The organism is Pseudomonas sp. EA_15y_Pfl1_P101 (genome assembly GCF_963970835.1).
GTDB lineage: Bacteria > Pseudomonadota > Gammaproteobacteria > Pseudomonadales > Pseudomonadaceae > Aquipseudomonas > Aquipseudomonas tritici.
Genome location: NZ_CAXAPA010000004.1, coordinates 321691 through 345339 on the forward strand (window position 1 = coordinate 321691; position 23649 = coordinate 345339).

20 protein-coding genes and 1 tRNA gene are annotated in these 23649 nt (G+C 59.3%); 13 read left to right on the forward strand and 8 right to left on the reverse strand.

Features of this window, described 5'->3' with window-relative positions:
- Positions 1 to 2: 2 nt before the first annotated feature.
- The 5 genes from AACY36_RS08410 to AACY36_RS08435 all read right to left on the reverse strand — a co-directional run bounded on the left by AACY36_RS08410 (position 3) and on the right by AACY36_RS08435 (position 6933).
- Positions 3 to 2645: a LuxR C-terminal-related transcriptional regulator gene (locus AACY36_RS08410; protein ID WP_339496962.1), complete on the reverse strand. Its 2643-nt coding sequence runs from the start codon at positions 2643 to 2645 to the stop codon at positions 3 to 5.
- Between the two features lie 222 nt (positions 2646 to 2867).
- Positions 2868 to 4772 (reverse strand): FAD-dependent oxidoreductase, encoded by a 1905-nt coding sequence (locus tag AACY36_RS08415; protein WP_445262851.1) that lies wholly within the window; start codon positions 4770 to 4772, stop codon positions 2868 to 2870.
- A 61-nt stretch (positions 4773 to 4833) separates the two neighbouring features.
- On the reverse strand, positions 4834 to 5781 hold the full coding sequence (locus AACY36_RS08425; RefSeq protein ID WP_339416177.1) for a dihydrodipicolinate synthase family protein: 948 nt from the start codon (positions 5779 to 5781) through the stop codon (positions 4834 to 4836).
- Positions 5782 to 5823: 42 nt separating this feature from the next.
- A complete protein-coding gene (locus AACY36_RS08430; RefSeq protein ID WP_339416178.1) occupies positions 5824 to 6750 on the reverse strand; it encodes a 4-hydroxyproline epimerase in 927 nt (308 codons plus the stop codon).
- Between the two features lie 12 nt (positions 6751 to 6762).
- The gene (locus AACY36_RS08435) at positions 6763 to 6933 is read right to left on the reverse strand and encodes a hypothetical protein (RefSeq protein WP_339416343.1); all 171 of its coding nucleotides are present in this window, start codon (positions 6931 to 6933) and stop codon (positions 6763 to 6765) included.
- A 187-nt stretch (positions 6934 to 7120) separates the two neighbouring features.
- On the opposite strand from AACY36_RS08435, the gene AACY36_RS08440 reads away from it, so the two are divergent.
- The 4 genes from AACY36_RS08440 to AACY36_RS08455 all read left to right on the forward strand — a co-directional run bounded on the left by AACY36_RS08440 (position 7121) and on the right by AACY36_RS08455 (position 12242).
- Positions 7121 to 7888, forward strand: a complete 768-nt coding sequence (locus AACY36_RS08440) for an AraC family transcriptional regulator (protein ID WP_339416179.1) — start codon at positions 7121 to 7123, stop codon at positions 7886 to 7888.
- 149 nt (positions 7889 to 8037) lie between these two features.
- The gene (gene treS, locus AACY36_RS08445; RefSeq protein WP_339416180.1) at positions 8038 to 10101 is read left to right on the forward strand and encodes a maltose alpha-D-glucosyltransferase; all 2064 of its coding nucleotides are present in this window, start codon (positions 8038 to 8040) and stop codon (positions 10099 to 10101) included.
- A gap of 210 nt (positions 10102 to 10311) precedes the next feature.
- Positions 10312 to 11091, forward strand: coding sequence for a GNAT family N-acetyltransferase (locus tag AACY36_RS08450; protein ID WP_339416181.1), 780 nt, complete (start codon positions 10312 to 10314; stop codon positions 11089 to 11091).
- Positions 11092 to 11123: 32 nt separating this feature from the next.
- The gene (locus AACY36_RS08455; protein WP_339416183.1) at positions 11124 to 12242 is read left to right on the forward strand and encodes an acyl-CoA dehydrogenase family protein; all 1119 of its coding nucleotides are present in this window, start codon (positions 11124 to 11126) and stop codon (positions 12240 to 12242) included.
- Here the strand turns inward: AACY36_RS08455 and ppk2 are convergent.
- Positions 12239 to 13156 carry a polyphosphate kinase 2 gene (gene ppk2 / locus AACY36_RS08460; RefSeq protein WP_339416184.1) on the reverse strand — a complete coding sequence of 306 codons (918 nt, stop codon included), beginning with the start codon at positions 13154 to 13156 and terminating at the stop codon, positions 12239 to 12241. The genes AACY36_RS08455 and ppk2 overlap by 4 nt on opposite strands.
- Positions 13157 to 13340: 184 nt before the next feature.
- Here ppk2 and pstS point away from each other — a divergent pair, with 184 nt between their 5' ends.
- The 6 genes from pstS to AACY36_RS08490 all read left to right on the forward strand — a co-directional run bounded on the left by pstS (position 13341) and on the right by AACY36_RS08490 (position 18456).
- Positions 13341 to 14369 (forward strand): phosphate ABC transporter substrate-binding protein PstS, encoded by a 1029-nt coding sequence (pstS, locus tag AACY36_RS08465; protein ID WP_339416185.1) that lies wholly within the window; start codon positions 13341 to 13343, stop codon positions 14367 to 14369.
- Positions 14370 to 14443: 74 nt separating this feature from the next.
- Positions 14444 to 15412: a phosphate ABC transporter permease subunit PstC gene (gene pstC / locus AACY36_RS08470; protein WP_339427542.1), complete on the forward strand. Its 969-nt coding sequence runs from the start codon at positions 14444 to 14446 to the stop codon at positions 15410 to 15412.
- Positions 15409 to 16302: a phosphate ABC transporter permease PstA gene (pstA, locus tag AACY36_RS08475; protein WP_339416188.1), complete on the forward strand. Its 894-nt coding sequence runs from the start codon at positions 15409 to 15411 to the stop codon at positions 16300 to 16302. The genes pstC and pstA overlap by 4 nt, the downstream gene beginning before the upstream one ends.
- A gap of 76 nt (positions 16303 to 16378) precedes the next feature.
- A complete protein-coding gene (pstB, locus tag AACY36_RS08480; RefSeq protein ID WP_339416337.1) occupies positions 16379 to 17140 on the forward strand; it encodes a phosphate ABC transporter ATP-binding protein PstB in 762 nt (253 codons plus the stop codon).
- 27 nt (positions 17141 to 17167) lie between these two features.
- The gene (locus AACY36_RS08485; RefSeq protein WP_339416190.1) at positions 17168 to 17866 is read left to right on the forward strand and encodes a hypothetical protein; all 699 of its coding nucleotides are present in this window, start codon (positions 17168 to 17170) and stop codon (positions 17864 to 17866) included.
- Positions 17866 to 18456 (forward strand): hypothetical protein, encoded by a 591-nt coding sequence (locus tag AACY36_RS08490; protein WP_339416191.1) that lies wholly within the window; start codon positions 17866 to 17868, stop codon positions 18454 to 18456. Before AACY36_RS08485 ends, AACY36_RS08490 begins: the two co-directional genes overlap by 1 nt.
- 70 nt (positions 18457 to 18526) lie before the next feature.
- On the opposite strand, the gene AACY36_RS08495 is transcribed toward AACY36_RS08490, so the two are convergent.
- Entirely contained in the window at positions 18527 to 19132 is a 606-nt protein-coding gene (locus AACY36_RS08495; RefSeq protein WP_339436386.1) for a cysteine hydrolase, read from the reverse strand.
- Positions 19133 to 19392: 260 nt separating this feature from the next.
- Here AACY36_RS08495 and AACY36_RS08500 point away from each other — a divergent pair, with 260 nt between their 5' ends.
- The 3 genes from AACY36_RS08500 to AACY36_RS08510 all read left to right on the forward strand — a co-directional run bounded on the left by AACY36_RS08500 (position 19393) and on the right by AACY36_RS08510 (position 20639).
- Complete coding sequence (locus AACY36_RS08500) at positions 19393 to 19653, forward strand: imm11 family protein (RefSeq protein WP_339416194.1); 261 nt, start codon at positions 19393 to 19395, stop codon at positions 19651 to 19653.
- Between the two features lie 168 nt (positions 19654 to 19821).
- The gene (locus AACY36_RS08505) at positions 19822 to 20019 is read left to right on the forward strand and encodes a hypothetical protein (RefSeq protein ID WP_339416196.1); all 198 of its coding nucleotides are present in this window, start codon (positions 19822 to 19824) and stop codon (positions 20017 to 20019) included.
- A 533-nt stretch (positions 20020 to 20552) separates the two neighbouring features.
- Positions 20553 to 20639 (forward strand) — tRNA-Leu (locus AACY36_RS08510).
- A 492-nt stretch (positions 20640 to 21131) separates the two neighbouring features.
- Here the strand turns inward: AACY36_RS08510 and AACY36_RS08515 are convergent.
- On the reverse strand, positions 21132 to 23612 hold the full coding sequence (locus AACY36_RS08515; RefSeq protein WP_339496963.1) for a fimbria/pilus outer membrane usher protein: 2481 nt from the start codon (positions 23610 to 23612) through the stop codon (positions 21132 to 21134).
- Between the last annotated feature and the right edge of the window lie 37 nt (positions 23613 to 23649).

Here is a 23649-nt window from a genome sequence, read left to right on the forward strand (position 1 = left end):
GCTTAACGCGAGGGGCCTACCAGTCCCAAACGCAATGCGGCCGCCATGGCTGCGGTCCGGCTATCCACGCCGAACTTGGCAAATATGTGTTTGAGGTGGAATTTCACGGTGTTCTCGGAAATATCCATACCTTGGGCAATCGCTTTATTCGATTGGCCTTCGGCAAGCAAGGAGAGGATTTGCGTTTCTTTTGCGCTGAATGGCATGCGCGGACGAACAGGGTGGGCACGCCAACCGCGCAGGCGGGTGATGATTGCAGCGAGGCGGGTATTGAGATCGGCGCTGGCTTCCAACGCTGGCAGCAAACATGGCCCGGCCTCCATTAACAGGCCTGGCAATGCCTGGGCAGGGACCGATGCGAGTGTCGCGTTGTGCTCAATCGGGTGGCCTTTGCCATATGCCGCCAAAGTCATTATATGCAGGCGCCAGGCAGGTAAATGCAAACCGCGCTGTTGCAGTGATCGAGCACCGTGCACGAGGCGATTGAGTGCCGCACTGGAGGTGCCCGTGGCGAACTGCAACCTGGCCAGCGCCAGTATCGCCGCCTCCTGATTGCGCCAATCGTCGGGACTATCTGCAGCACTTTCCAAGTGGGCGGTGCGCGATTCATGGCGTGCCTGTGACAGGAATCCCGCTTGTACCAAGAGGTCCACACGCCAAGCGCTGACCAGCCGTGTCAATCGTTGCCAATTGCGCGCCGTGGCGAGTTGCGCGACATGCTCCAACTCAAGCAGCGCTGGTTGCATGCCTTGGGACCGCAGTACCGTGCGCCATGCCACGTCGGCGGTGGCCGCGGCGATATCCAGCCAACCGTCTGTGTGGTTCAGCGAGGCCCAGCCGTCGCGAAACCAAGGTATCACTTCGGCCCAGGTGCCTTGCCAATACAGGTGTTGTGCCTTGAGACACCCCACCAAAGCCCTCACAGAGCTTTCGTTACCGAACTGGTCGACGGCAATCGATAAAGCGTTTTCGACCATCTGCGCTGATGCTGGAATATCGCCCGCCAACGCCAGGACTTGTGCTTCATGGATCCGGCAATAGTTCTCGCCCCGCGGGCTCGCAATCAGGCGCATCTTGATGTGCGCTGAACGAATGATCTGTAGCGCCAATGCCAGTTGGCCTTGGGTCAACGCCTGCAAGGCATTGACGCATTCAAGCGTGCCGGTAGCCAGCAGGTTATCGTCTGGGATGCCATCGTAGTGGGGCAGTTCGAAGCAGTCTACATAGGCGCAAGCGAGGGTCCGAACGACATAGAAATCGCCCGCCAAACGTCGATCGTTTTGAACACGTCCCTGGACAAGATCGAGGAGTTGGCCGGCGAGCGCGTGCTCGCCGAGCTTGGCGTGCAAGTACGCCTGGAGCAGTAGCAGGTCCGGTTCAGTACCCAGGGTTCGCTCGTCAAACTGCTGCAGCAGGCTTTGGGCGTACCGGATGCCGTTGTAGAGCACCACTTGCCAGCTTCCTGCGCGAACCACCAGATCCACCGCCAACCGCGTATCACGCGCACGCAGTGCATAAACGATCGCTTGAATCCAATCCTTTTCCTGGGCCAGCCATTGGGCTGCGCCATAGTGAATATCCCGTGCTGCACTCGCATCAATGCTCTGCTTGAGAAAGTCCTGAAGCAGGCGGTGATGGCGAAACCACTGACGGCCGGCATCCAGCGGTACCAATAGAGCGTCAAGGTGGGTCAGTTGCATCAATAACCGTGCACTGTCGCTGCGCCCACGCACCGCATCAGCCAGTTCGGCGTTGAAGCGCTCCAGCAGCGCCATGTCGCGCAAAAAAGCCTGGCATTCTGCTGACAGGCGTTGCACCACCTGCCCAGTCAGGTAGTCGGCGATATCGGCGACGCGTCCAGAGAACGCGGTGAGACCGTACAGCGAAGCATCGCCACTGGCCCGCCACAGGCGCGCCAGCTGCACGGCCACCGCCCACCCCTCCGTTCTTTCATGCAAGTACGTGAGTTCTGCGGGGAGGATATCGGGCCCCAGTATGGCTGCGGTTTCTGCCTGCGTTAGCATCAGTGCGTGTGCGGACACTTCATGCACCCAGCCATTGGCTTTCCACTGAGTCAAGGGCCAGCCAGGGCGGATGCGCGCAGCGACTATCCACTCCAGCCAGGGGGTCGCCTGTTCAAGCAGCGCCTGTACGAGGGTGTCGAGTTGAGGATTGGCTGCTGCATGGTAGTCGTCAAGGAACAGCGTGACCTGGCTGTTTTCCCTGGCAAGTGCGTGGAGCAGGGCGGTGATCGTGCGTTGCGGTTGGGCATCCAGCGCTTGGTCTTGCGCAAGCCGCGTCAGGTGCCCGAGATCAAGGCCCGCACGGTCTAGCGTAAGGATCAAATAGGAGAGGAAGCGATTGGGATCGCTGTCGGCCTCATCCAATGAAAGCCAGGCAGTGACTGGCGACGTCGTTGCTGATAGCAGGGTTTGGCGCCATTGCATCAACAACGTTGTCTTGCCGTAGCCGGCCGGGGCGACCACCAGAACCAACGGACCTTTGGTTCGCGTACTAAAAGCGTCCAGCAGTGATTGCCGAGGCAAAGCTGTCAGCAGCGTCAACGGTGGCGTCAGTTTGCCAACCCAACACCAAGCGCTGAGTGTGGCGATAGAAAGCTGTTTTTTCACGGTGGCGGGTCTCATGCGGGAGGGTCCGCTTCTGATTAAACAGCTGAGTTTTCCTGGGCGGCGCGCTGAATCGTCACGCGATGTTTATGGAGCCAGATATGTACGAGTCAGGTCCTTGCGTTCGTATAAATGGGCTGCACCACTGTAACCTGTAACCCGCATTCCAGAGGGATTGAGTTAAGCGATAGAACATATCTTGCGTGCCTTGTAGGATCCCTCTGATTTTGGGGTCATCAATCAAAATCGGCTCAGAGCGTAAGGCATGGGCGTTGGTACAAGGGTTGATGACGCCAACCCCCCAACGATCTCCGCCGTCACCGCCGCCTGCGTCAACCCCAAATGCTGATGCCCAAACGCAAGCAGCACCTTCCCGTCGCAGACCCGGTCAATCACCGGCAGCGAATCCGGCAACGACGGCCGGAATCCCATCCACGGCGTTGCACCTTCCGCACTCAGGTCCTGCCTAAACAACCCTTTACTCAACCGATGCAACTGCCAGGCGCGCTCCATATTCGCCGGGCGGTCGAGGCCGGCGAATTCCACAGTGCCGGCCAGTCGCAGGCCGTCGGCCATAGGCGTCAGGATGAATTTGCGTTCCAGGGAGGTGACGGCAAACGGCAGGCGCTGCTGTTCGTGAGGCAGCATGAGGTGATAGCCGCGCTCGGTGTCCAGCGGGACTTTTTTACCGGTCAGTGCGGCGGTGAGTTTGGCTGAGTGGGCACCGCAGGCGACCAGCACCTGCCGTGCGGTCAGCGGGCCTTGGTCGGTGGTGAGTGAGACGCCGTGTTGTTCCAAGCGTCCATCCAGCACCTGGCGCTTCAGGAATTGCACGCCACTGGCCTTGGCTGCCTGGACCAGCTCGCACACCACTTGGTAGGGGTCAAGGAAGTGCCCGGTGCTGGGAAAGAACAGCCCGCCTCGGATGTTGTCGCTCAACTGCGGTGCAGCCTGGCGTATCGCGTCGCCGGACCAGAATGCGACGGGCACCTGTTGCGCTTGCATACGCTGCTGCAAGGCATCCAGGGCGTCCCGTGAATCCGCCCGTTCAAACACCAGCAGTGAGCCCTCTTCGCGCAACAACTCCGGGCGCCCGATGCTGTGCAGCAGGCGCTGCCAAGCGCCCTGGCTGCCCTCGTTCAGCGCGCGGATACCCGCGACCGTGCGCTGATAGCTGGCCGGGCGCAGGTTCAATAACAGGCGCAGGAACCAGGGCAGGGCGCGCGGCAGGTATTTCCAATCCAGGCGCAGCGGGCCCATGGGGTCGAGCAGCATGCCGGGCAAGCGTTTGAGGATCGACAGGTCGGCAATCGGAAACACCTGTTCGGTCGCCAGGTGCCCGGCGTTGCCATAGGACGCGCCCATGCCGGGTTCCTGCTGGTCGACCACTACCACGTGCCGGCCCTGACGCGCCAGTTGCAGTGCACAGGCGACGCCGATAATGCCGGCGCCGACCACTACGATATCGGGATCGGACATGGTCTGCGCTGCACAGTTCGGCAGTCGATCAGCCGCCCTGCGGATGAAGCGATCCAGATCCGGCCCTTGTACCGCGATCACCAGCCCTGGGTTGGTACAAAATTGTCCGGCCCCCTGGGTCAAGGAACTCACAAAACCCTGGGCCAGTGCCTCACTCCGAGCCGCCAGCGCTGCCGGGAACAGGTACACCGGGTTGATCGAGCTCATTTCCGCATACACCGGAATCGGCTCGGGCCGCGCCTGCGCCACCGCCCGGCCCACCACCCCACTGGTGTCCGGGTGAGCACCATGGGCCTTGACCACTACCGGACAACCGGCGGCCAGTGCCGAAGCGGTGTCGCCACCGGCCACGGAAAACGCCAGCGGAAAGTTACTTGCACCAAACACGGCCACCGGGCCCAACGCGATGTGGCGCTGACGCAGGTCTGGCCGAGGCAGTGGCTGACGCTGCGGCTGCGCGGTATCTACCCGCACATCCAGCCATTCCCCGGCACGCACGGTGCGGGCAAAGGTGCGCAGTTGCCCGCAGGTGCGGCCGCGTTCGCCGTCGCCGCCCAGGTAGGCGGGCTCCAGGGCTGCGTGGGTGGCGGGATTGATCGCCCGGATCGCTTCGCGATTGCCGCAAATGAGTTGCTGACCGATCAGCATCTTGCCCGTCAGAGTCATGGAATCGTCCTGGAAAAAAGTGGGCTTGGCCGCTGCGAGAACCACAGCGGCGCGCAAGGGGTCAGGCGACGTTCTGTTCTGCTGACCAGTTGGCGTACCACTGGCGGAACAGCGCGTACTGGTGCTCGGCGTAACGGCGCTGGGCGTCGCTGAGGGCGTCGGTCTCGTTGAAGTGCAGCGCGTAGCCCTGGTCGCCGTTGAGCACCATCAGGTGCTTGTAATACAGCACCAGGTCGCAGCCTTCATCGAACGATGACAGCACTGCCAGCGCGGCTTCCAGTTCACGGGCCTGTCGGCGCGCCTTGGCATCGCCCTTGGCGGCTTTTTTGCTCAGCGCCACCAGTTGCAGAACTTCCCGAGGCAGTGCATTGCCGATACCGGTGATGGCGCCGGTCGCGTTGCAGTTGACGAAGCCGTGCACCACCTGGGTGTCTACGCCAACCATCAGCGTCACGTTATCGTCCTGGGAGGTGATGTGTTCGGCTGCGTAGCGCAGGTCGGCAGCGCCACCGAATTCCTTGAAGCCGATCAGGTTCGGGTGTTCGCGGCGCAGTTCGAAGAACAGGTCGGCGCGGGTGGCGAAGCCGTAGTACGGGCTGTTGTAGATCACCGCCGGCAGGTTGGGCGCAGCCTTGAGGATTGCCGAGAAGTGCGCCTTTTGCGCGGCGGCGCAGGCGCCTCGGGACAGTACGCGCGGGATCACCATCAGGCCATGGGCGCCGACTTTGGCGGCGTGGGCCGCATGCGCTACCGCTTCACGGCTGTTCACTGCGCCAGTGCCAACGATGGTCGGCACGCCCGCCGTCACCAGGCGTGCCACGCCTTCCTGGCGTTCCGCTTCGGTCAGCAGCGGCCAGTCGCCCATGGAGCCGCAGTACACCACGGCGCTCATGCCGATATCGATCAACTCGCGGCCCTTGGCGACCAAGGCGTCGAAGTCCGGTTTGCGCTCAGCGGTGCACGGGGTCATCAGGGCGGGGATGCAGCCGGTGAAAATGTTGTCGCTCATTGTTCTAACTCCTGAAGTCGATCAGTTGAATACGGTCGGGGCTTATATGCCCCAGGCAAAAGGGTCGCGCTCGTCGATCAGCAAGGTGCTGTCGGCGGTCATGTAGGCGCTGCCGGTGATGAAGGGGCGGATGCGCTCGCCGTCCCATTCGTAGCGAGCGTCGAATTGGCTGCCGGTGATGCTGGCTTGAGTCCAGGTTTCACCGGGCGCGAGTTTTCCATCGGCGGCCAGGCAGGCCAGCTTGGCGCTGGTACCGGTGCCGCAGGGTGAGCGGTCGTAAGCTTTGCCGGGGCATATCACGAAGTTGCGGCTGTCGGCCAGGTCGTCGTCGGCGAACAGTTCGATATGGTCGATCAGCGCGCCGCCTTCACCGTGGATGCCCTGGTCTTCAAGGGCCTTGAGCATTGCCCAGGTGTAATCGGTCAGCGCGTCGACGTTGTCCATCTGCAACAGCTGGCCGTGCTGCGACACCAGGAAAAACCAGTTGCCGCCCCAGGCGATATCGCCGTAGACCACGCCATGGCCCGGCACGTCCACCGGCACCTGTTGGCGAAAACGGTAGGCGGGCACGTTGCGCAGGGTCACGCTGCCGTCCTCGTGCAACGTTGCCGCAACCGGGCCGACCGGTGTGTCGATGGTATGTACGCCGGGCTGGATGCGACCCAAGTGATGCAGGGAGGCGACCAGGCCGATGGTGCCGTGGCCGCACATGCCGAGGTAGCCGGCGTTGTTGAAGAAGATCACCCCACAGACCGCGCCGGGGGTGACGGGCTCGCAGTACAGCGCACCGACCAGTACGTCATTGCCACGCGGCTCCAGCAGGCAGGCGCGGCGCCATTGATCGTGCTCGGTACGCAGGTGCCCCCGTTGTTCAGCGATGGTGTCGCCGTTCAGCGCAGGGAAGCCGCTCATCACTAGGCGCGTCGGTTCGCCGCCAGTGTGGGAGTCGATCACATGCAATCGCTTCATAAAACGCTCCAATCAATGGGTGGCTGGGGTCAGCGCGGCGACGGTGACAGGGGCGACCGCGCCGGCCGACACCGCCATCTCGATGCCCGACAGGCGAAACGGCGCGAAACCCTGGACCTGGAAGTTCGCTGGCTTGAAGAAGGTGAACAGCACGACAATTTTGAACTTGCCTTGACCTGACATAGCGTCGCCTTCTTGTGAGTTATTGGATAGGTATGCAGTGGCCCTACAATGAACTCATGGACGGCGGCACTATTGATGTTTTTTGCCCGCATCGGTGACGAAATCAGCACAGTTTGCACCGCTCGACAGCGCCCAGGGCATCGGGCAATCTGCTACGCATCGAGGCAATTTGCGTGGGGCGACAGTCATGATGCAGAGCGCGTTTGTGACCCTTTGCCAAGGGAGCGAGGCGAGTCGCCCCCACACTATCGAGCAATTATTGGCCGGTGTGATGCAGCTATTGCCGATGCTGGATGTGATCCCCAATGCGGCGATTTTCATCAAGGACACCCACGCCCGTTACGTCCTCGCCAACCGCACCCTGGTGCAACGCTGCGGCCTCAAACACCTGCAACCCCTGCTGGGCAAGACCAGCGCTGAAGTCTTCCCCGCGCAGTTGGGACCGGGTTACACCGAACAGGACCGGCGCGTGCTGGAGCAGGGCTTGGTGCTGGGGGACCAGCTTGAATTGCACCTGTACGGCACCCGAGAACCCGGCTGGTGTTTGACCCACAAGTGGCCTTTATACAACCACGCGGGCGAGATCATTGGCCTGGCGGGTATCTCCGTAGACCTGCAAACCGCCAGCGAAAGTCACCCGACCTACCAACGCCTGGCTGCCGTGGACGCGCATATCCGCGCGCACTTCAACCGCCGCGTCACGCTGGGTGAACTGACACGCATCGCCGGGATTTCTGTCGCGCAGCTGGAGCGTTACTGCAAACGCGTGTTCCACCTGACACCTCGGCAAATGATCCAGAAAGTGCGACTGGAGCACGCCCATCGGTTGCTGCATACCGACATGCCGATTACCGAAGTCGCGTTGCAGTGCGGGTATACCGACCACAGCGCGTTCACCCGGCAGTTCAAGGCCTCGACAGGGTTTACGCCGAAGCAGTACAGGGAAACCTGCTAAGTCTCCAGACGGTGCTTTTCTGTGAGTGGCTTGCCTGCCAAGCAGAGAATTCGCTCAAGTGGGCAGGGGGCTAAGCCCAATGCAACGAATGGCCCACACAACCCTCATATGTTCACGAGTAATGCTTCACGACGACAGGTAACAGGCTTATGACGGCGGCTGAAAACAACCATGTGAACTGGCTGGTGGAACAATCGATGCTGCACGCGGCACGCCAGCGCGCCAAGCTCTATTCGGGGCAGGGGCGGTTGTGGCAGCAGCCTTACGCACAGACCCGGCCCCGTGATGCCACGGCTTTGTCGTCGGTGTGGTTCACCGCCTACCCGGCCTCGATTGTGACCCGCGAGGGTGGCACGGTGCTGGAGGCGCTGGGGGATGAGGCGCTGTGGCACGCCCTGTCGAAGATCGGCATTCAAGGTATACACAACGGCCCGCTGAAGAAGTCTGGCGGACTGAGCGGTACCGAGCACACGCCGACCATTGATGGCAATTTCGACCGTATCAGCTTTGAAATCGACCCTGAATTGGGCACCGAAGCGCAGTTACAGGCGTTGACGCGCATGGCGGCGGCGCACAATGCGGTGATCATCGACGATGTGATCCCTTCCCACACCGGCAAGGGCGCGGACTTTCGCCTGGCCGAGATGGCGTACGAGGACTATCCCGGCCTTTTCCACATGGTGGAAATCCGCGAAGAAGACTGGCCGTTGCTGCCCGACGTGGTCGAGGGGCGCGATGCGCAGAACCTCAGCCCAGTGCAGGTCGATGCGTTGCGTGACAAACACTACATCGTCGGCCAGTTGCAGCGGGTGATTTTCTTCGAACCCGGCGTCAAGGAAACCGACTGGAGTGCAACCAATGTCGTGCTGGGCGTGGATGGCAAGCCGCGTCGCTGGGTGTACCTGCATTACTTCAAGGAAGGCCAGCCTTCGCTGAATTGGCTGGACCCGACCTTTGCCGCGCAGCAGATGATCATCGGCGATGCGCTGCATGCCATTGACGTGATGGGCGCAAAGATCCTGCGCCTGGACGCCAACGGCTTCCTCGGTGTAGAGCGCAAGCTGGATGGCACGGCGTGGTCCGAGAGCCATCCGCTGTCGATCACCGGCAACCAGTTGTTGGGCGGCGCGATCCGCAAGGCAGGCGGTTTCAGCTTCCAGGAGCTGAACCTCACTGTGGATGACATCGCCTCCATGTCCCATGGCGGTGCCGACCTGTCCTATGACTTCATTACCCGCCCGGCGTACCAGCATGCGCTGTTGATGGGCGACGCCGAGTTTCTGCGCTTGATGCTGCGAGAGATGCACCACCAGGGCATCGACCCCGGCTCGCTGATCCACGCGTTGCAGAACCACGATGAACTGACCCTGGAACTGGTGCATTTCTGGACCTTGCATGCCCATGACACCTTCCTTTACCAGGGCCAGACCTTTCCCGGCAATATCCTGCGCGAGCACATTCGCGAGCAGATGTACGAACGCCTGGCCGGCGAGCATGCGCCGTACAACCTCAAGTTCGTGACCAATGGCGTGTCGTGCACCACCGCCAGCATCATCACGGCGGCGCTGGGGATTCGTGACCTCGACGCGATTACCCCGGCGGACATCCAGCAGATCCGCCAGATCCATCTGCTGCTGGTGATGTACAACGCGATGCAGCCTGGGGTGTTTGCCTTGTCCGGCTGGGACCTGGTCGGCGCGCTGCCGCTGGCGGCCGAAGAAGTCGAGCATCTGATGCGCGATGGCGATACGCGCTGGATTCATCGCGGTGCGTATGACCTGGTGGATTTGAACCCCGAGGCGCAGCTGTCTGCCGGCCAAATGCCGCGTTCGAAAAGCCTTTACGGCAGCTTGAACAGTCAGCTGCAGGACCCCGAGTCCTTCGCTTCACAACTGCAGAAAATCCTCGCGGTACGCCGCGCCTACGATATCGCTGCCAGTCGCCAGATCCAGGTGCCGGAAGTCGAAAACCCGGGGCTGCTGGTGATGGTTCACGAACTGCCGGCCGGTAAAGGCACGCAAATCACCGCGCTGAACTTCGGCGCCACGCCGATCACCGAAACCCTGCATTTGCCTGATATTGCTGCCGGGATGGTGGTGGATATCATCAATGAGCGGGTTGAGGGGGATCTGACGGCGGAGGGGGAGTTCACCATCACCCTGGACGCATATGAGGGGTTGGCGCTGCGGGTGGTCAGCAGTTCACCCCTCTAACGTGGCCGCATCGTGTAGTCAGCGGGCTTGCCCAGCGCCGGCAAGCCCGCTCACCACAACAGTGCGAGCAAGTGATGTTAACTATAAGGGAAGGGCGTTAACAGATCGCGAACGCTTTCAGAGTTTCCTTACCGTGCCTATATAAAACTGCATGTTAGTGTCTTGCTTACTACGTGCTGGTTAATAGCGCGGTGACTCAAAGGAACAGGAATGCGATCTCAGCCGGTCTCCCGTGATGAACATTCAGTTGCACCCGAGCAACGTGCACAGTTAGTGGTCAGTCTCGCCACGACTCAAGATGAAGTACGTGAAGTGCAACGTCTGCGTCATCGTGTGTTCACCGACACGTTTAAACTGTCCACACTGGCAAGCCCCGAGGCGTTAAACGCCGATGAGTTCGATGACTATTGCGACCACCTGCTGGTTCGCGACACCCGGACTTCGGCTGTGGTGGGCGCCTATCGCCTGATGGGCCCGGCAGCGGCGCAAAGCATGGGGCACTATTACTCGGAGAGAGAATTCGATCTCAGTGGATTAAAGTCTTTACGCCCCAGAACCGTTGAAGCCATGCATGCGTGTGTTCACCCCGAGTACCGCAGTGGCAGTGTGATCATGATGCTGTGGTCAGGCTTGGCGCGTTATATGGAGCGTGCGGGCTGCGACCATTTGATGGGGTGCGCGAGCGTGAGCCTGTCCGGTGGGGGCCACAATGCGGCAGCGTTGTACCGCAGTTTCACTCCGGAAAATCTGGCGCCTGCCGACTATCGGGTACTCCCCTACATACCCTTTCCTATTGATGCGTTCGAGCCTGGGCATATACCGCGCATGCCACCGTTGCTCAAAGGTTATTTACGCAGCGGTGGCTGGGTATGTGGTGCGCCTGCGTGGGATAAAGAATTTAACGTTGCGGACTTCTTTATGTTATTGCCGCTGTCGAAGTTGGACAGTCGTTATGCACGGCATTACTTGAAGCCGCCACAGTCGTTTTGAGGCTCGGTTGATAGTTTAAGGGTTTAATGAATATGGTATTGAAAGAAGAAAGAGCTGCCGCGTTAATCTGTATTCCCGAGTTAGTGCCTGTTCTCGAAGCCGCCTCACTAATTGAACTTGAGCGGGGAGCGTCCAAACAACTGGCGACGCTGTTTCGTACGTTGGGTGCTCCCGGGCTATCCATTGCCCGAGCATTGGGCGGTGGGGGTGTCAGCGCGGCGAACCTGGCACAGGTCCATACGTGGGTCGGCGCGCATTGTCCTTCCCTGGCGGTGATGATGACGATGCATCACCATACCGTTGCCGGCATGATGGCGGCGAATCAGTTTTTCCCCGACATTCAAGGGCTGTTAAGCGTGATTGCACGCGACAGCCTGCTGGTCGCCTCGGGATTTTCCGAGGGGCGGGCGCACGCCAATATCCTGGAATCCACGTTATCCGTTGAGAAGACAGCGGCGGGCTACGTGGTAAGCGGCAGCAAAAAGCCGTGCACGATGACGCATCACTTCGACGCGATCACGTTTGGCGTCAACTACCTCGACCCTGAAGGTAAAACCCATATCGGCATCGGTATGGGGCTGGCGGGTGACCCGAATATCCAACGCAAAAAGTTCTGGTCGGTACAGCACTTGCAGGCAGCCGACAGCCATGAAGTGATCTTCAATAATCTGCTGGTGCCAGAGTCGATGATGTACTTCAGCAAAGCCGTCGATAATCAGTTGGACGATGTTCAACAGGGTACCGGTGAACACCTGTTTGCCATCTGGTTCCAGTTGCTTGTCTCGGCGTCGTATCTGGGCATGGCGTCTGCATTGGCATCCAGGGCATTGTCATCCAACAAAGGCTCGCAGGATGATCGCGCGATGTTGCTGATTGATCTGCAGGGCGCCTCCATGGCTGTGCGCGGCCTGGCGGTGTCGATCGATCAGAACCGCTTTCTGCGCGCTGACCTGGCGCGCGCGCAGGCCACCCGGTTTGCCGTGCAGGAGGCGATCAATCGCATCAGCACGCGTGCGTTCGAAATCCTCGGAGGCATGGCGTTCATGTCATCCGAGGAGGTCGCTTACCTGTTGGTTGCAACGCGGGTACTGGCATTTCACCCCACGTCCAGGCTTGCCAGTGTGCCGTTCTTGTGTGAGCAACTGAGCTAGTACCGTTGTGGCACGATGAGTTCCGGTGGCGTCGGGCTGCGCGAATAATCTTCCTGGCGCACACGCCGCGGCAGTTCGATCACCGGCAGCTCGACTTCTTCATACGGCATCTGCCCGAGCAAGTGATGGATGCAGTTGAGCCGCGCTTTCTTCTTGTCATCGGCCTGCACCACCCACCACGGGGCTTCGGCGATGTGGGTGCGTTCGAGCATGACTTCCTTGGCTTTGGTATAGGCTTCCCAGCGCCGACGCGACTCCAGGTCCATGGGGCTGAGTTTCCACTGCTTGAGCGGGTCATGAATGCGGCTGAGAAAGCGCAGGTGCTGTTCCTGGTCAGAAATCGAAAACCAGTACTTGATCAGTTGGATACCGGAGCGGGCGAGCATGCGCTCGAACTCCGGTACGGTGCGGAAGAACTCTTCGTATTGTTCGTCGTTGCAAAACCCCATGACTTGCTCGACACCCGCGCGGTTGTACCAGCTGCGGTCGAACAGCACGATTTCGCCGGCCGCCGGCAAATGTGAAACATAACGCTGGAAGTACCACTGGGTCTGTTCGCGGTCATTCGGCGCAGGCAAGGCGGCAACCCGGCAAACCCTGGGGTTCAGGCGCTGGGTGATGCGTTTGATCACGCCACCTTTGCCGGCGGCATCACGCCCTTCGAATAGAATCACCACCTTGTGGCCGGTTTTCACCACCCAGCTCTGCAATTTCACCAGTTCGCCCTGCAGGCGGAACAGTTCGCTGAAATAAATCCTGCGGGCTGCTTTTTCGCAGCTCTCACCGACGTGCTCGTCGAACAGCGCATTCAGGTCATGGCCATCTTCGGCTAATTCCAGTTCCAGCTCTTCATCACTGTGATCAAGCAGTTCACGGTGGATGCGCTGCATCAAGGCGTCTTCTACTGAGGACATGGGCCGAACTCGCGTGGTGGGAGATGGCAAAGTCATAGACGCAATTTGTTACGAGCCAATTACACCAAAATGCGTTATTGCGGCGGGAGAGGGGGACAACAAGGCGTTTTGCCATTCCGCATTCATAAAACCGTAACAAGAATGTTGCAGAGTGCGTGAGCCCGTAATCACAAGGATTTTCTGAATGAAACGTCTGATGAAGTCTGCTGCACTCGCCGTCGCGGTTTCTCTTAGCGCCACCTCGGTATTTGCCGCCGAAAGCGTCCGCCTGACAGGTTCTGGTGCAAGTTTCCCGGCCCCTATCTACCTCACCTGGTTCAAGGACTTCAGCAAGAAGACCGAAGGTGTCACGGTTGACTACCAGTCCAAGGGCAGCGGTGCGGGCGTACAGGACTTCCTGAACAAGACCGTCGATTTCGCCGCCAGTGACTCGGCAATGAAAGACGAAGACATTGCCAAGGTGGCCGAAGGCGTGCAGCTGCTGCCGATGACCGCGGGTGAGATCGTGTTGGCGTTCAACCTGCCGGGCAATCCTAAAGAACTCAAGTTGCCGCGCGATGTTTACTCCAACATCTTCTTGGGCAAGATCACCAAGTGGAACGATCCGAAGATCGTCGCCGCCAACCCAGGCCTGAAACTGCCTGACATGCCGATCACCGTCGTTGTGCGTGCAGACTCCAGCGGCACCACCGCTGTGTTCACCAAGCACTTGTCTGCGATCAACCCTGAGTTCCAGAAGGACTTGGGCGAAGGCAACACGGTCAACTGGCCAGCCAGCGACAAATTCATCAAATCGCCGAAAAACGATGGCGTAACCGCTACCGTTCGCCAGACTCCAGGCGCAATCGGCTACATCGAATACGGCTTCGCCAAACTGGCAAAGGTTGACTTCGCCCAGTTGCAGAACAAGGCCGGTAAATACGTAGTACCTAACGCCGAAAGCGGTGCAGAAGCCCTGGCTGCGGTGAAGATGCCGGAAAGCCTGGTGGCCTGGCTGCCAGATCCGGATGGCGCCAAGTCCTACCCGATCACTTCCTACACCTGGATGATCTTCCGCAAGAAAAACGAGAGCCCGGCCAAAGCCAAGGCCATGCGTGAAATGGTCGAGTACAGCCTGACCGAAGGCCAAAAAATTGCCGATTCGATGGGCTACATCCCGCTGCCGCCATCGGTTGTCGATCAAGTTCGCAAAGCTTCCGCCAACATTCAGTAAGGCTTGCCAGACCACCCCCGGCATGGGCTGTCAGCCATGCCGGGCGTGTTCCCCTCTTGTTCCGGAATTAGCCAATGAACTCACCTTTTGTCGTACCGGTTAACCCGGACTCTGCGTGCCAGCCACCTTCTAAGAAGGACTTCCTGGTTGACCGCACCTTCCGTGCGCTTGCACGCATAGGCGTAGTGCTGGTGCTGGCGCTGGTTTTTGCGCTGGTGTTCGAAGTAGGGCGCAAGGCACTTCCCGGCATGGAAAAGCACGGTTTTGATGTGCTGTTTGGCAGTGTCTGGGACGTAAATCAAGGTAAATACGGCATTCTGCCAGCTATTTGGGGCACGCTTTACAGTGCCTTCATCGCGTTGCTGATCGCAGGTTTTTTCGGCGTCAGCATGGCGATTTTCCTAACCCAGGATTTTTTACCGGCCAAGCTGGCGGCGGTGTTTCGCACCATCGTTGAACTGCTCGCCGCGATCCCCAGCGTCGTTTACGGCCTTTGGGGCATTTATGTGGTGATCCCGGCCATCCGCCCGCTGACGGCGTGGCTGAATACCGAACTCGGCTGGATTCCTTTTTTCGGCACTTCCTTGAGCGGGCCGGGCCTGTTACCGGCAGCACTGGTACTGGCCATCATGATTCTGCCGACCATCGCCGCCGTTTCCCAGGACGCCCTCACGGCTGTGCCGATGAAAACCAAGCAAGCTGCCTACGGCATGGGCACCACCCACTGGGAAGCGATTCTCAAGGTGATGGTGCCATCTGCCGCCACCGGCATCTTTGGTTCCCTGGTACTGGGCCTCGGCCGCGCATTGGGTGAAACCATGGCGCTGGCCATGCTGGTCGGCAACGCGAACAACATCTCCCTTTCTCTGTTTGCACCGGCCAATACGCTGGCGGCCTTGTTGGCGCTGAACTTCCCCGAAGCCGGGCCGAACGAGATCGAAGTGTTGATGTACGCCGCACTGGTGCTGATGTTCATCACGCTGCTGGTGAACATCATCGGCTCGATGATCATGCTCTACGCCCAGCGGGGTACTAAGCAATGACTGACCTTTCTTCTCCTATCACCGCCATGCCGAGCCTGCAGCGCCGGTTCGAAGGTCGTGCGTTGCGCAGCTTGGTGTTGACCACCTTGGTGTGGTTCGGCGCATTGCTGGCGAGTGTGCCGCTGATTTCCGTGCTCTACATGCTGATCACCCGCGGCGGCGCTCGCCTGAGCCTGGAAGTGTTCACTGAGCTGCCACCGACTGGGTTCGAGACCGGCGGTGGCTTCGGCAACGCGATGGCAGGTACGTTCGTCATGGTTGGTATCGCTGCCGCGATCGCGGTGCCAGTCGGCATCATGGCGGCGATTTTCCTGGCGGAACTGGGCCCGGACAGCAAGCTGGCGAACGCCTCACGCTTTGCCGCAAAAATGCTCACCGGCTTGCCTTCGATCCTGGCGGGTGTGTTTGCCTACGCGCTGGTGGTGATGACCACCGGGACTTACTCGGCACCGGCGGGTGGCGTTGCGCTGGCCGTGCTGATGCTGCCAATCGTGGTACTGACGGCTGAAGAGTCGATGAGGATGGTGCCCAAGATCATGAAGGATGCCGCCTACGGTATGGGCTGCACCCGTTCGCAGGTGATCTGGAAAATCGTCTTGCCCACCGGCATGCCAGCGATCCTTACCGGCGTTATGCTCGCCGTGGCCCGCGCCGCCGGCGAAACCGCGCCGCTGTTGTTCACTGCGCTGTTCAGCAACTACTGGATCTACCACGACGGCAGCCTGGCGGTGATGAACCCGACGGCCTCCCTTGCCGTGCTTATCTACAACTTCTCCGGCATGCCCTTCGACAACCAGCTTGAGCTCGCATGGGCGGCCTCGTTGGTGCTGGTGATGATCGTGCTGGTCGTGAATATCGTGAGCCGTATTTTCGGCAAGCCCAAGTATTAAGAACGGGAGCACCTGTATTTTGAACGTATCATCTGCGCAAATAGCCGCTCCGTTTATCACCCAGGCGCCTGTGGTCATGGACTGCAAGCTGGACAAGATTTTCTACGGCAACTTCATGGCGGTGCGTGATAGCCATGTGCCGATCGAGAAAAACAAGATCACTGGCTTTATCGGCCCGTCCGGCTGTGGCAAATCAACCGTGTTGCGTAGCCTCAACCGCATGAACGACCTGGTTAAGGGCTTCCGCTTCGAAGGCCACGTGCATTTCCTGGGCCAGGACGTGTATGGCAAGGGCGTTGACCCGGTGGTCGTGCGCCGCTACATCGGCATGGTGTTCCAACAGCCGAACCCGTTCTCGATGAGCATTTTCGACAACGTAGCCTTTGGCCTGCGCCTCAACCGCTACAAGGGCGACATCGGCGACCGCGTCAAGCACGCGCTGCAAGGCGCTGCCTTGTGGGATGAGGTCAAGGACAAGCTCAAGGTCAGCGGCCTGTCGCTCTCCGGCGGCCAGCAGCAACGCCTGTGTATCGCCCGCGCCATCGCCACCGAGCCGGAAGTATTGTTGCTGGATGAGCCGTGCTCGGCGCTTGACCCGATTGCCACTCGCCGGGTCGAGGAGCTGATGGTTGAGTTGAAGAAGGATTACACCATCGCCCTGGTGACGCACAACATGCAGCAGGCGATTCGTGTGGCAGATACCACCGCGTTTTTTTCGGTGGACATCTCCCAGGGCACCCGCACCGGCTATCTGGTGGAAATGGGCCCCACCGCGCAGATTTTCGAGAATCCGCGTGAACAAATGACCGGGGATTACATCAGCGGCAAGTTCAGCTGACCCATGCACCGTTTTTCAGGATTGCCAATGACTGCAACACGTCGTCTTGATTTGCCCGCGATCGAACGCGCACTGCGTAAGGTACAGAGCCGTTTTGCCCAGCTCAGCCAGGACTTTACCGAGCCACGCGACCCGCTGACAGACGAAGTGCTGCAGAATGTGCTTGATGGCTATGCCCTGATTGACGACTATGTGGCGCGGGGTGTCGACCTGTTCGACCTTCAGCAACTGAACCTGATGCTGGAGATCAATGCCACCGTGCTTTGTGGCAAAGACCCGCTACGCCGGCAGGAATACGCACAGCACCTGCTGGCTACCGAAGTGCATTTTTTCAACAATGTCGAGGGCGGCATCAAGGACTTGTATAACTGGTACTGCAAGCACCACAGTGAATCGGTGTGGAAGCGCGCAGCGGGTGTCTACGTGCGAGTCCTCAGCAAGCCGCAATTGTTCATTGAAGGCAATCACCGCAGTGGGTCGCTGATCGTCAGCTACCTGCTGATGCGCGAGGGGTTGCCGCCCTTCGTATTGACACTGGACAACGCCGAGGGCTACTTCAACCCGTCCTCGGTTATACGCAACTCCGCCAAGCATGGCGTCATGGCGCTGTATGAGTTGCCCAAGATCAAGAAAAAGTATGCCGCGTTCCTGGAAGATAAGGCCCCTGATCCAATGGAGTTTTTCCTGAGCGACACACCAGCGCCCGTCCATCAGGGGGGGCATTAATGGGAACGTATCCAGTGCTCGATACAATCAAGCATGTGTTCAAGCGCCAGCGCATCCGTATCTCGTTCGATATCGATGACACGCTGGCTTGCCAGCTTCACCACAGCGCGGCCGAACACAGCCGTTTGCCGGCGTGTGTGCACCGATGGCTGGGCGAGCCGCTGCGCAGCGGAACCCGCGCACTGACCCGGGAACTGCGTCGCCAAGGCTGCAGCGTCTGGGTCTACACCTCATCCGGTCGCACCCCGTCCTACATACGTCGCTGGTTGTTGCTGTATGGCATCCACGTCGACGGCGTGGTCAACAGCGTGCGGCACAACCAGGCTCTCACCGAGCGCGGACTGTTGAATACTCCGTCAAAATTGCCGTCGGCGTTCGACATCGACTTGCATGTCGATGATTCCGAGGGCGTTCAGCTTGAAGGTGTCGATCACGGTTTCCGCGTCGTGGTCGTGGACCCGGAAGACGAGCAATGGGCGCAACGCGTGCTGGATGCCGTCGCACACCTGCAGGCACAACTCGCCCGGCAACAACCGCAGAGGCACAAGCTGCCAGTGCCGGCTTATCGGGGGCTGACGTTAAACGGGTAAGTTGGAACGGCGGTGCATGCCGAGCGTTAAGCAAAGGGGGCGGCTGATTAATCAGTCGCCCCTTTTTTGCTTATTTGGCGCTCAACGCCCCGAGAAACGCGGTATGCCGCAATGCCTGCGAAAACATCGGCAACGTGAAGTTTTCAGCGGCCTTTTGTTGCTCATCGGTGAACGTCGCCGTGCAGTCGGTCAAGGTCACTACGTTGTAGCCCTTCTCATAACCTGATCGAACCGTGCCTTCGACACAGCAATTGGTTAGAAACCCCGCCACCACCAGGTTCTGGATGCCATTGTTGCGTAGCACAAGGTCCAGGCCGGTGGTGGCAAAGCCATCCAGTCCGCGCTTGCCTTCCACGAGAATATCGCCGGGCTCACGCGTCACGGCGTCGGTGATCTCTGCACCCCAACTGCCGGTGCGAAAGGCGCTGCCGTCGGCGACACCCTTGAGAATCCCGTAATCGCGTGTTGTCAGCTCCGGATAGCCCTCGGCGAACTGGATCGGCAGGTGGATGATCTTCACGCCCAGCTTGCGCGCTTGCTGCACGGTGGTTGCAGTGTTGGCAAGCATGTCTGACTGGTGCATCACCTCTTTGACTGCGTCATGGAACACGCCACCAGGGGTGGTGAAATCGTTCTGGAATTCGATCAAGACAAGGGCGGTGGCGTGTGGGTTCATGGTGAGTCTCCAAATAAGGGAGCGGCTGGTGTTCAACGCCAATGACTCACCACACGGTGAGTGGGGGACGTCGACGCATAAGATGATGCGTTGGGAGCGTAGAGCCATCTGAGCATATCTGCGTCCGTCGGAACAGATTTTTGAGTCACGCTGTCTTAGCGAAGTGATCCTTTTAAGCTGCGCTCGGTTAATAAAAAGGGCTGTTGGAGAATACGTGTGAAGTCTTACTGGCTCAGGCAGGACATGATGATGGCGGAAAAATGGACGCTTGGCGACGATCTAACTTCAAGAAGTTCGAACCCAATGACCCTGTAAGACCCGATCTGGCGGGTGAGTATCGAGCATTCACCCGGCTTGTGATTAACCCTGGAAAAATCGGCGATCAGCACATTTTCAGAGTGAAAAAATATTCGGGCGCGATAGTCGTCAGTGAAGAGGTCAAGCACCGGCTGGAGACGGTCGGTGCCGTGGGGATGCTCTTTGAGTCCGTGTCGGGTGACGACATAGGTGGGAATGCCTGAAGCACCTGGCCGCACAAGTGATGGTCTAAAACAGTGCGTGTAGGTAGCTGGAGCAATTCATTATCGAGGAACCTGACGTCACCGTTCGTCCAGGCCTTGGCACTCGCCGTGACCGGCCCACTCTTATGTTGACGCGCGGATGTTCCGAGCCTAGAACGGAGAGCCAGCATGGAAATCGACAGAAACGCCCCCGGGAACATTTCACAGCAGGACGTAACCCGCGGCACAGATAATGAAGCAGGGTACGACCCGAAGCGTGATGGGGACAACATCCCGCTGCCGCCGGACGACGAGGCACCTCTTGAAGAAGATATGTCTGACGTGGATGCTGCCGATTCGGTAGCGAGCGAGCATCCCGACAACTGATCGGCCTCTCAGAACAACAATCCCGACGTTTGCGTCGGGATTGTTGTTTGCACGTTGAGCGCTATGAAACCTCAGTGGAGCAAGGCTTCGACGGCGGCCTCGAATTCGAAGTGTGGATGTACCTGCCAAGTATCCACTAGCCACTGCGGCCAATACGCCAGAGAAGAGCAAATCAGCCAGGCCTTCTCCGGTCTTATCGGGTGTCACACATCTGGAGAGTATTTTCACCCAGGCAGGGGCGTTATTCATCAGCCATTACATCCTTGTTGCTCTGGGAGGCCAGAAGGCTGTGGCGATTGCGAGCCCTGCGTGAGTCCATTCTGCGTTGCTTGCATTTCGTTGCGAGGGCGTGAAGATAGCAGAGTGGGCAACGCATCGAGGCACGAAAATCTCAGTTTTTCCTTCGTTATCCTCATCTAGATCACTGATCTAACGAGCTTTTTCGCCTGTGTCGTGGTGTAAGAAAGCTGCCTTGCGACCTTGCGTCGACGCGACTGGATCTATATATTCCCAACCCTGCAACACGCGCTGCCGCCCGAATGGCGAAACTGGTAGACGCATGGGACTTAAAATCCCCCGCTCGTAAGGGCGTCCCGGTTCGATTCCGGGTTCGGGCACCATGAATATCAAGGGCTTGCATGACATACCTCATGCAAGCCCTTAGTTCTTTTTTCCGCAATCAAAAAATCTTTTCCGCCATTCGTGACCGTTAGTCACCTCGTAGGGGTGACCTTCATGCCCTCTCGCATACGGATGTACCGTTCTGTCATCCCTACGGTGGTGTGCTCAAGTTGGTCTCGAGCTTCTCTGATGTTCCCTGTTGACTCCTCTTTATCCGTGGCCGCTTTTGCTGGCTGACATGTTTCGGTTCGATTGCTTCTAGAGGGGCCGGTGGCTCGTTGAAGAATAGGAGAAGATTTTTCAGTTCGCGCGCGTTGTCCTTCTGGGTGGCATGGGCTTTCGTGGGAACCACCTCATTCATATAAAGCTCGGCCACGTATGCAAAGGTAAGTATGGTTTGTGTCAGAGCTTGTGAAACGCGGCTTTTTTCGAGCTTTGCGTACTCCAAGATGGCTAGGATCTCTCTGGCAAAGATCTCGTCCGGAAAATGATTACCTAGTACATGAAAGTGAGACCTTTTCATAATTCAAAGCCTTATTACGCTCTGGCAATAAGTAAGACGCCTCGCACCGATGGCCCTGCCAACTGATGATCAGGGTACCGGTGTCGGCTTCCACCAGCGCCAGTGCCTTGCCGCCCGGATCAGAGATTGCCAGTTGCTTGCCGGCGCTGTCTTCTAGCGAGGCGCCAAATGGGATCGGCTGGTTCTGCGCGTCGAACAAGGCGAACTGCACGCGGCGTCCGGTCTTGCTGGTGTAGCGCGCCAGCACCACGGCACCGCGGCGTGGCACCACTTGCCGGGTCGCATTGTCGATCTCGACATCGCCGCCCAGATCGCGGGTGTCGAGATTGATCCAGTTCACGCGATAGGGCTGCGCATTGGGCACCACGGCGAAGCCGTTACTGCCGGTCTTGGCCCCGGTGAAACTGCCGATTTTCACTCCTTCCACGCCTTCGACCTGGGCCAGTGCGAACGTCTCGCCCACGGTTTGTCCGAGGTTGATCCCGCCGGCATGGCCGACGATCGAACCTGCCAGGTTCAGGTTCTGCGAGTGGTAACCGCGGCCCTGACTGTAACCGGCACTGATATCCATCATCGAGGTGCGGGTGCTGAGGTTGACCGAACCGGAGCTGCCACCGGTGCTGCTGTTGCCGGCTTGTACCGAGTAATAGGTGTCGCTGTCTTCCGACAGATAGCCGTTGATGCCCATTTGCGTGGTGTCGCTGGATTTCTGCGTGCTGGCCGAGACAAACGCCCGAGGAGCGCGGGGCTTGGAACCCAGCGGGAACGACACCGACAGGTTGACCAGTGTGTCGTTGTTCGCCGGTCCGTAATTGCCGACATCCTTGGTATACGTCGCGCCGAGGTTGTAACTCACATCCCCCCAATAGTTGCTGTAACCGGCCGACAGACTTTGTGAACCTCCGCGCCCCCAGTAACGCTGGTCGCTGGCGTTCACGTAGACGCTGCCATATTCCTGGTTGCGCCCCAGGCTCTGATTGACGGTCAGGTCGGTACGGGTTTTCGAGTTGCCGGTACGTTGCTGGCCATCGCGGCTCAACTCCTCGACGTGCTCGGTGAGGGTGCGATAGCCCTCGGTCGAGTAGCGGTAGGCGGCGAGGGTGAAGTTGGTGTCGGTCCCAGTGAACGTCTTCGCATATAGGGCACGCAAGCTGTTGCCGGTGACCGTTTCGCCGAAGGTGTTGCTCATGGAGTGGGTCAAGTCCAGTGAGATCGCACCGATAGCGGTATTGCGGCCAGCGCCGACGGACAGCGCCTTGAAGTTGTCAGTGGCCTGCACCCCGACAATCCCGGACAAGTTGCTGCTGATGCCATACGCCAGTGTGCTGCTGACAAACTGCGGGGTCTTCTGATCTTCGCTGTTGCTGTTGTACTGGCCGGCCGAGACGCTGTACTTCAACTGGCCCTGGCGGACCATGATCGGCAGGCTGGAAAACGCTTGCACCGTCACTCGGCGCCGACCATCGGCTTCGATAATCGTCACTTCCAAGTCGCCGTTGGAGCCGCTGGGATAGATATCGCTGATCTCGAACGGCCCCGGCGGCACGTTTGCGCTGTAGAGAATGTAGTTGTTCTGGCGAATCTCCACGGTCGCGCTGGACTGCGCAATGCCGCGAATCACTGGCGCATAACCGCGCTCGCTGTCGGCACGCATGCCGTCGTCGGACGCCAGTTTCACGCCGCGGTAGTGCACGCTGTCGAACAGGTCGGCATCGGAGAAAATATCTCCGGCGCTGAACTGGCCTTTCACGGCGGTTACGTCATGTTGCAGGTAACTGCGGTTGCTTTTGAACGTGCTGGGGCGGCCGGTGCTGCTGTTGAAGTTCGATTCGTTGCGCAGGCGCCAGCCACCGAGGTTGATCCCGTTGCGCAAGCCGAGGTTGTTGGACACGGTATTGTCGGCCTGGGTGCTGTTGCGGCTGCTGCTCAACTGATAATTGATGAACGCAGCGGGTACGCCTTCGTCCCACAGCGCCGGGTCGACGTAACCCCGTCGGCCACGCTCCATGGCGCTTTGCGGGACACTGACCATCAGCCGCAGACGCGGCACGTCATAACGGACGGTAGCGTGATCGATCAACGCGGGCAGATCGACGCAGGCGTTCGGGTCATCGCCGAGCAGCTTGCCAGCGGCCTGCAGTTTGCCGATGTCGACACCCAGTTGCTGCACCATCTCCAGGGTCAGACAGGTCTCGACCTTGCCCGTACCGGGATGGCGACGGAAATCGATACCGCGTCGGCCAACCAATGTGTTGTTGCCGTAGAGGTCGACCCGGTAAATGCCGGGCAGCACGCGACTGCTGGCGAGCAGCGATTGCAGGTCGACAGAGGAGGAAGCACCTTGCAGAAACGATGTATTGAATTGTTCTTCGTCATCGGCAAGGCAGGTGCAACTGATAACCAGTGCGACTGAAAATGGCGCCCATCTGTCGCATTTGAGTAAAAACATTCAGGAACCCTATATCACCTCCGATACGAACTAACGG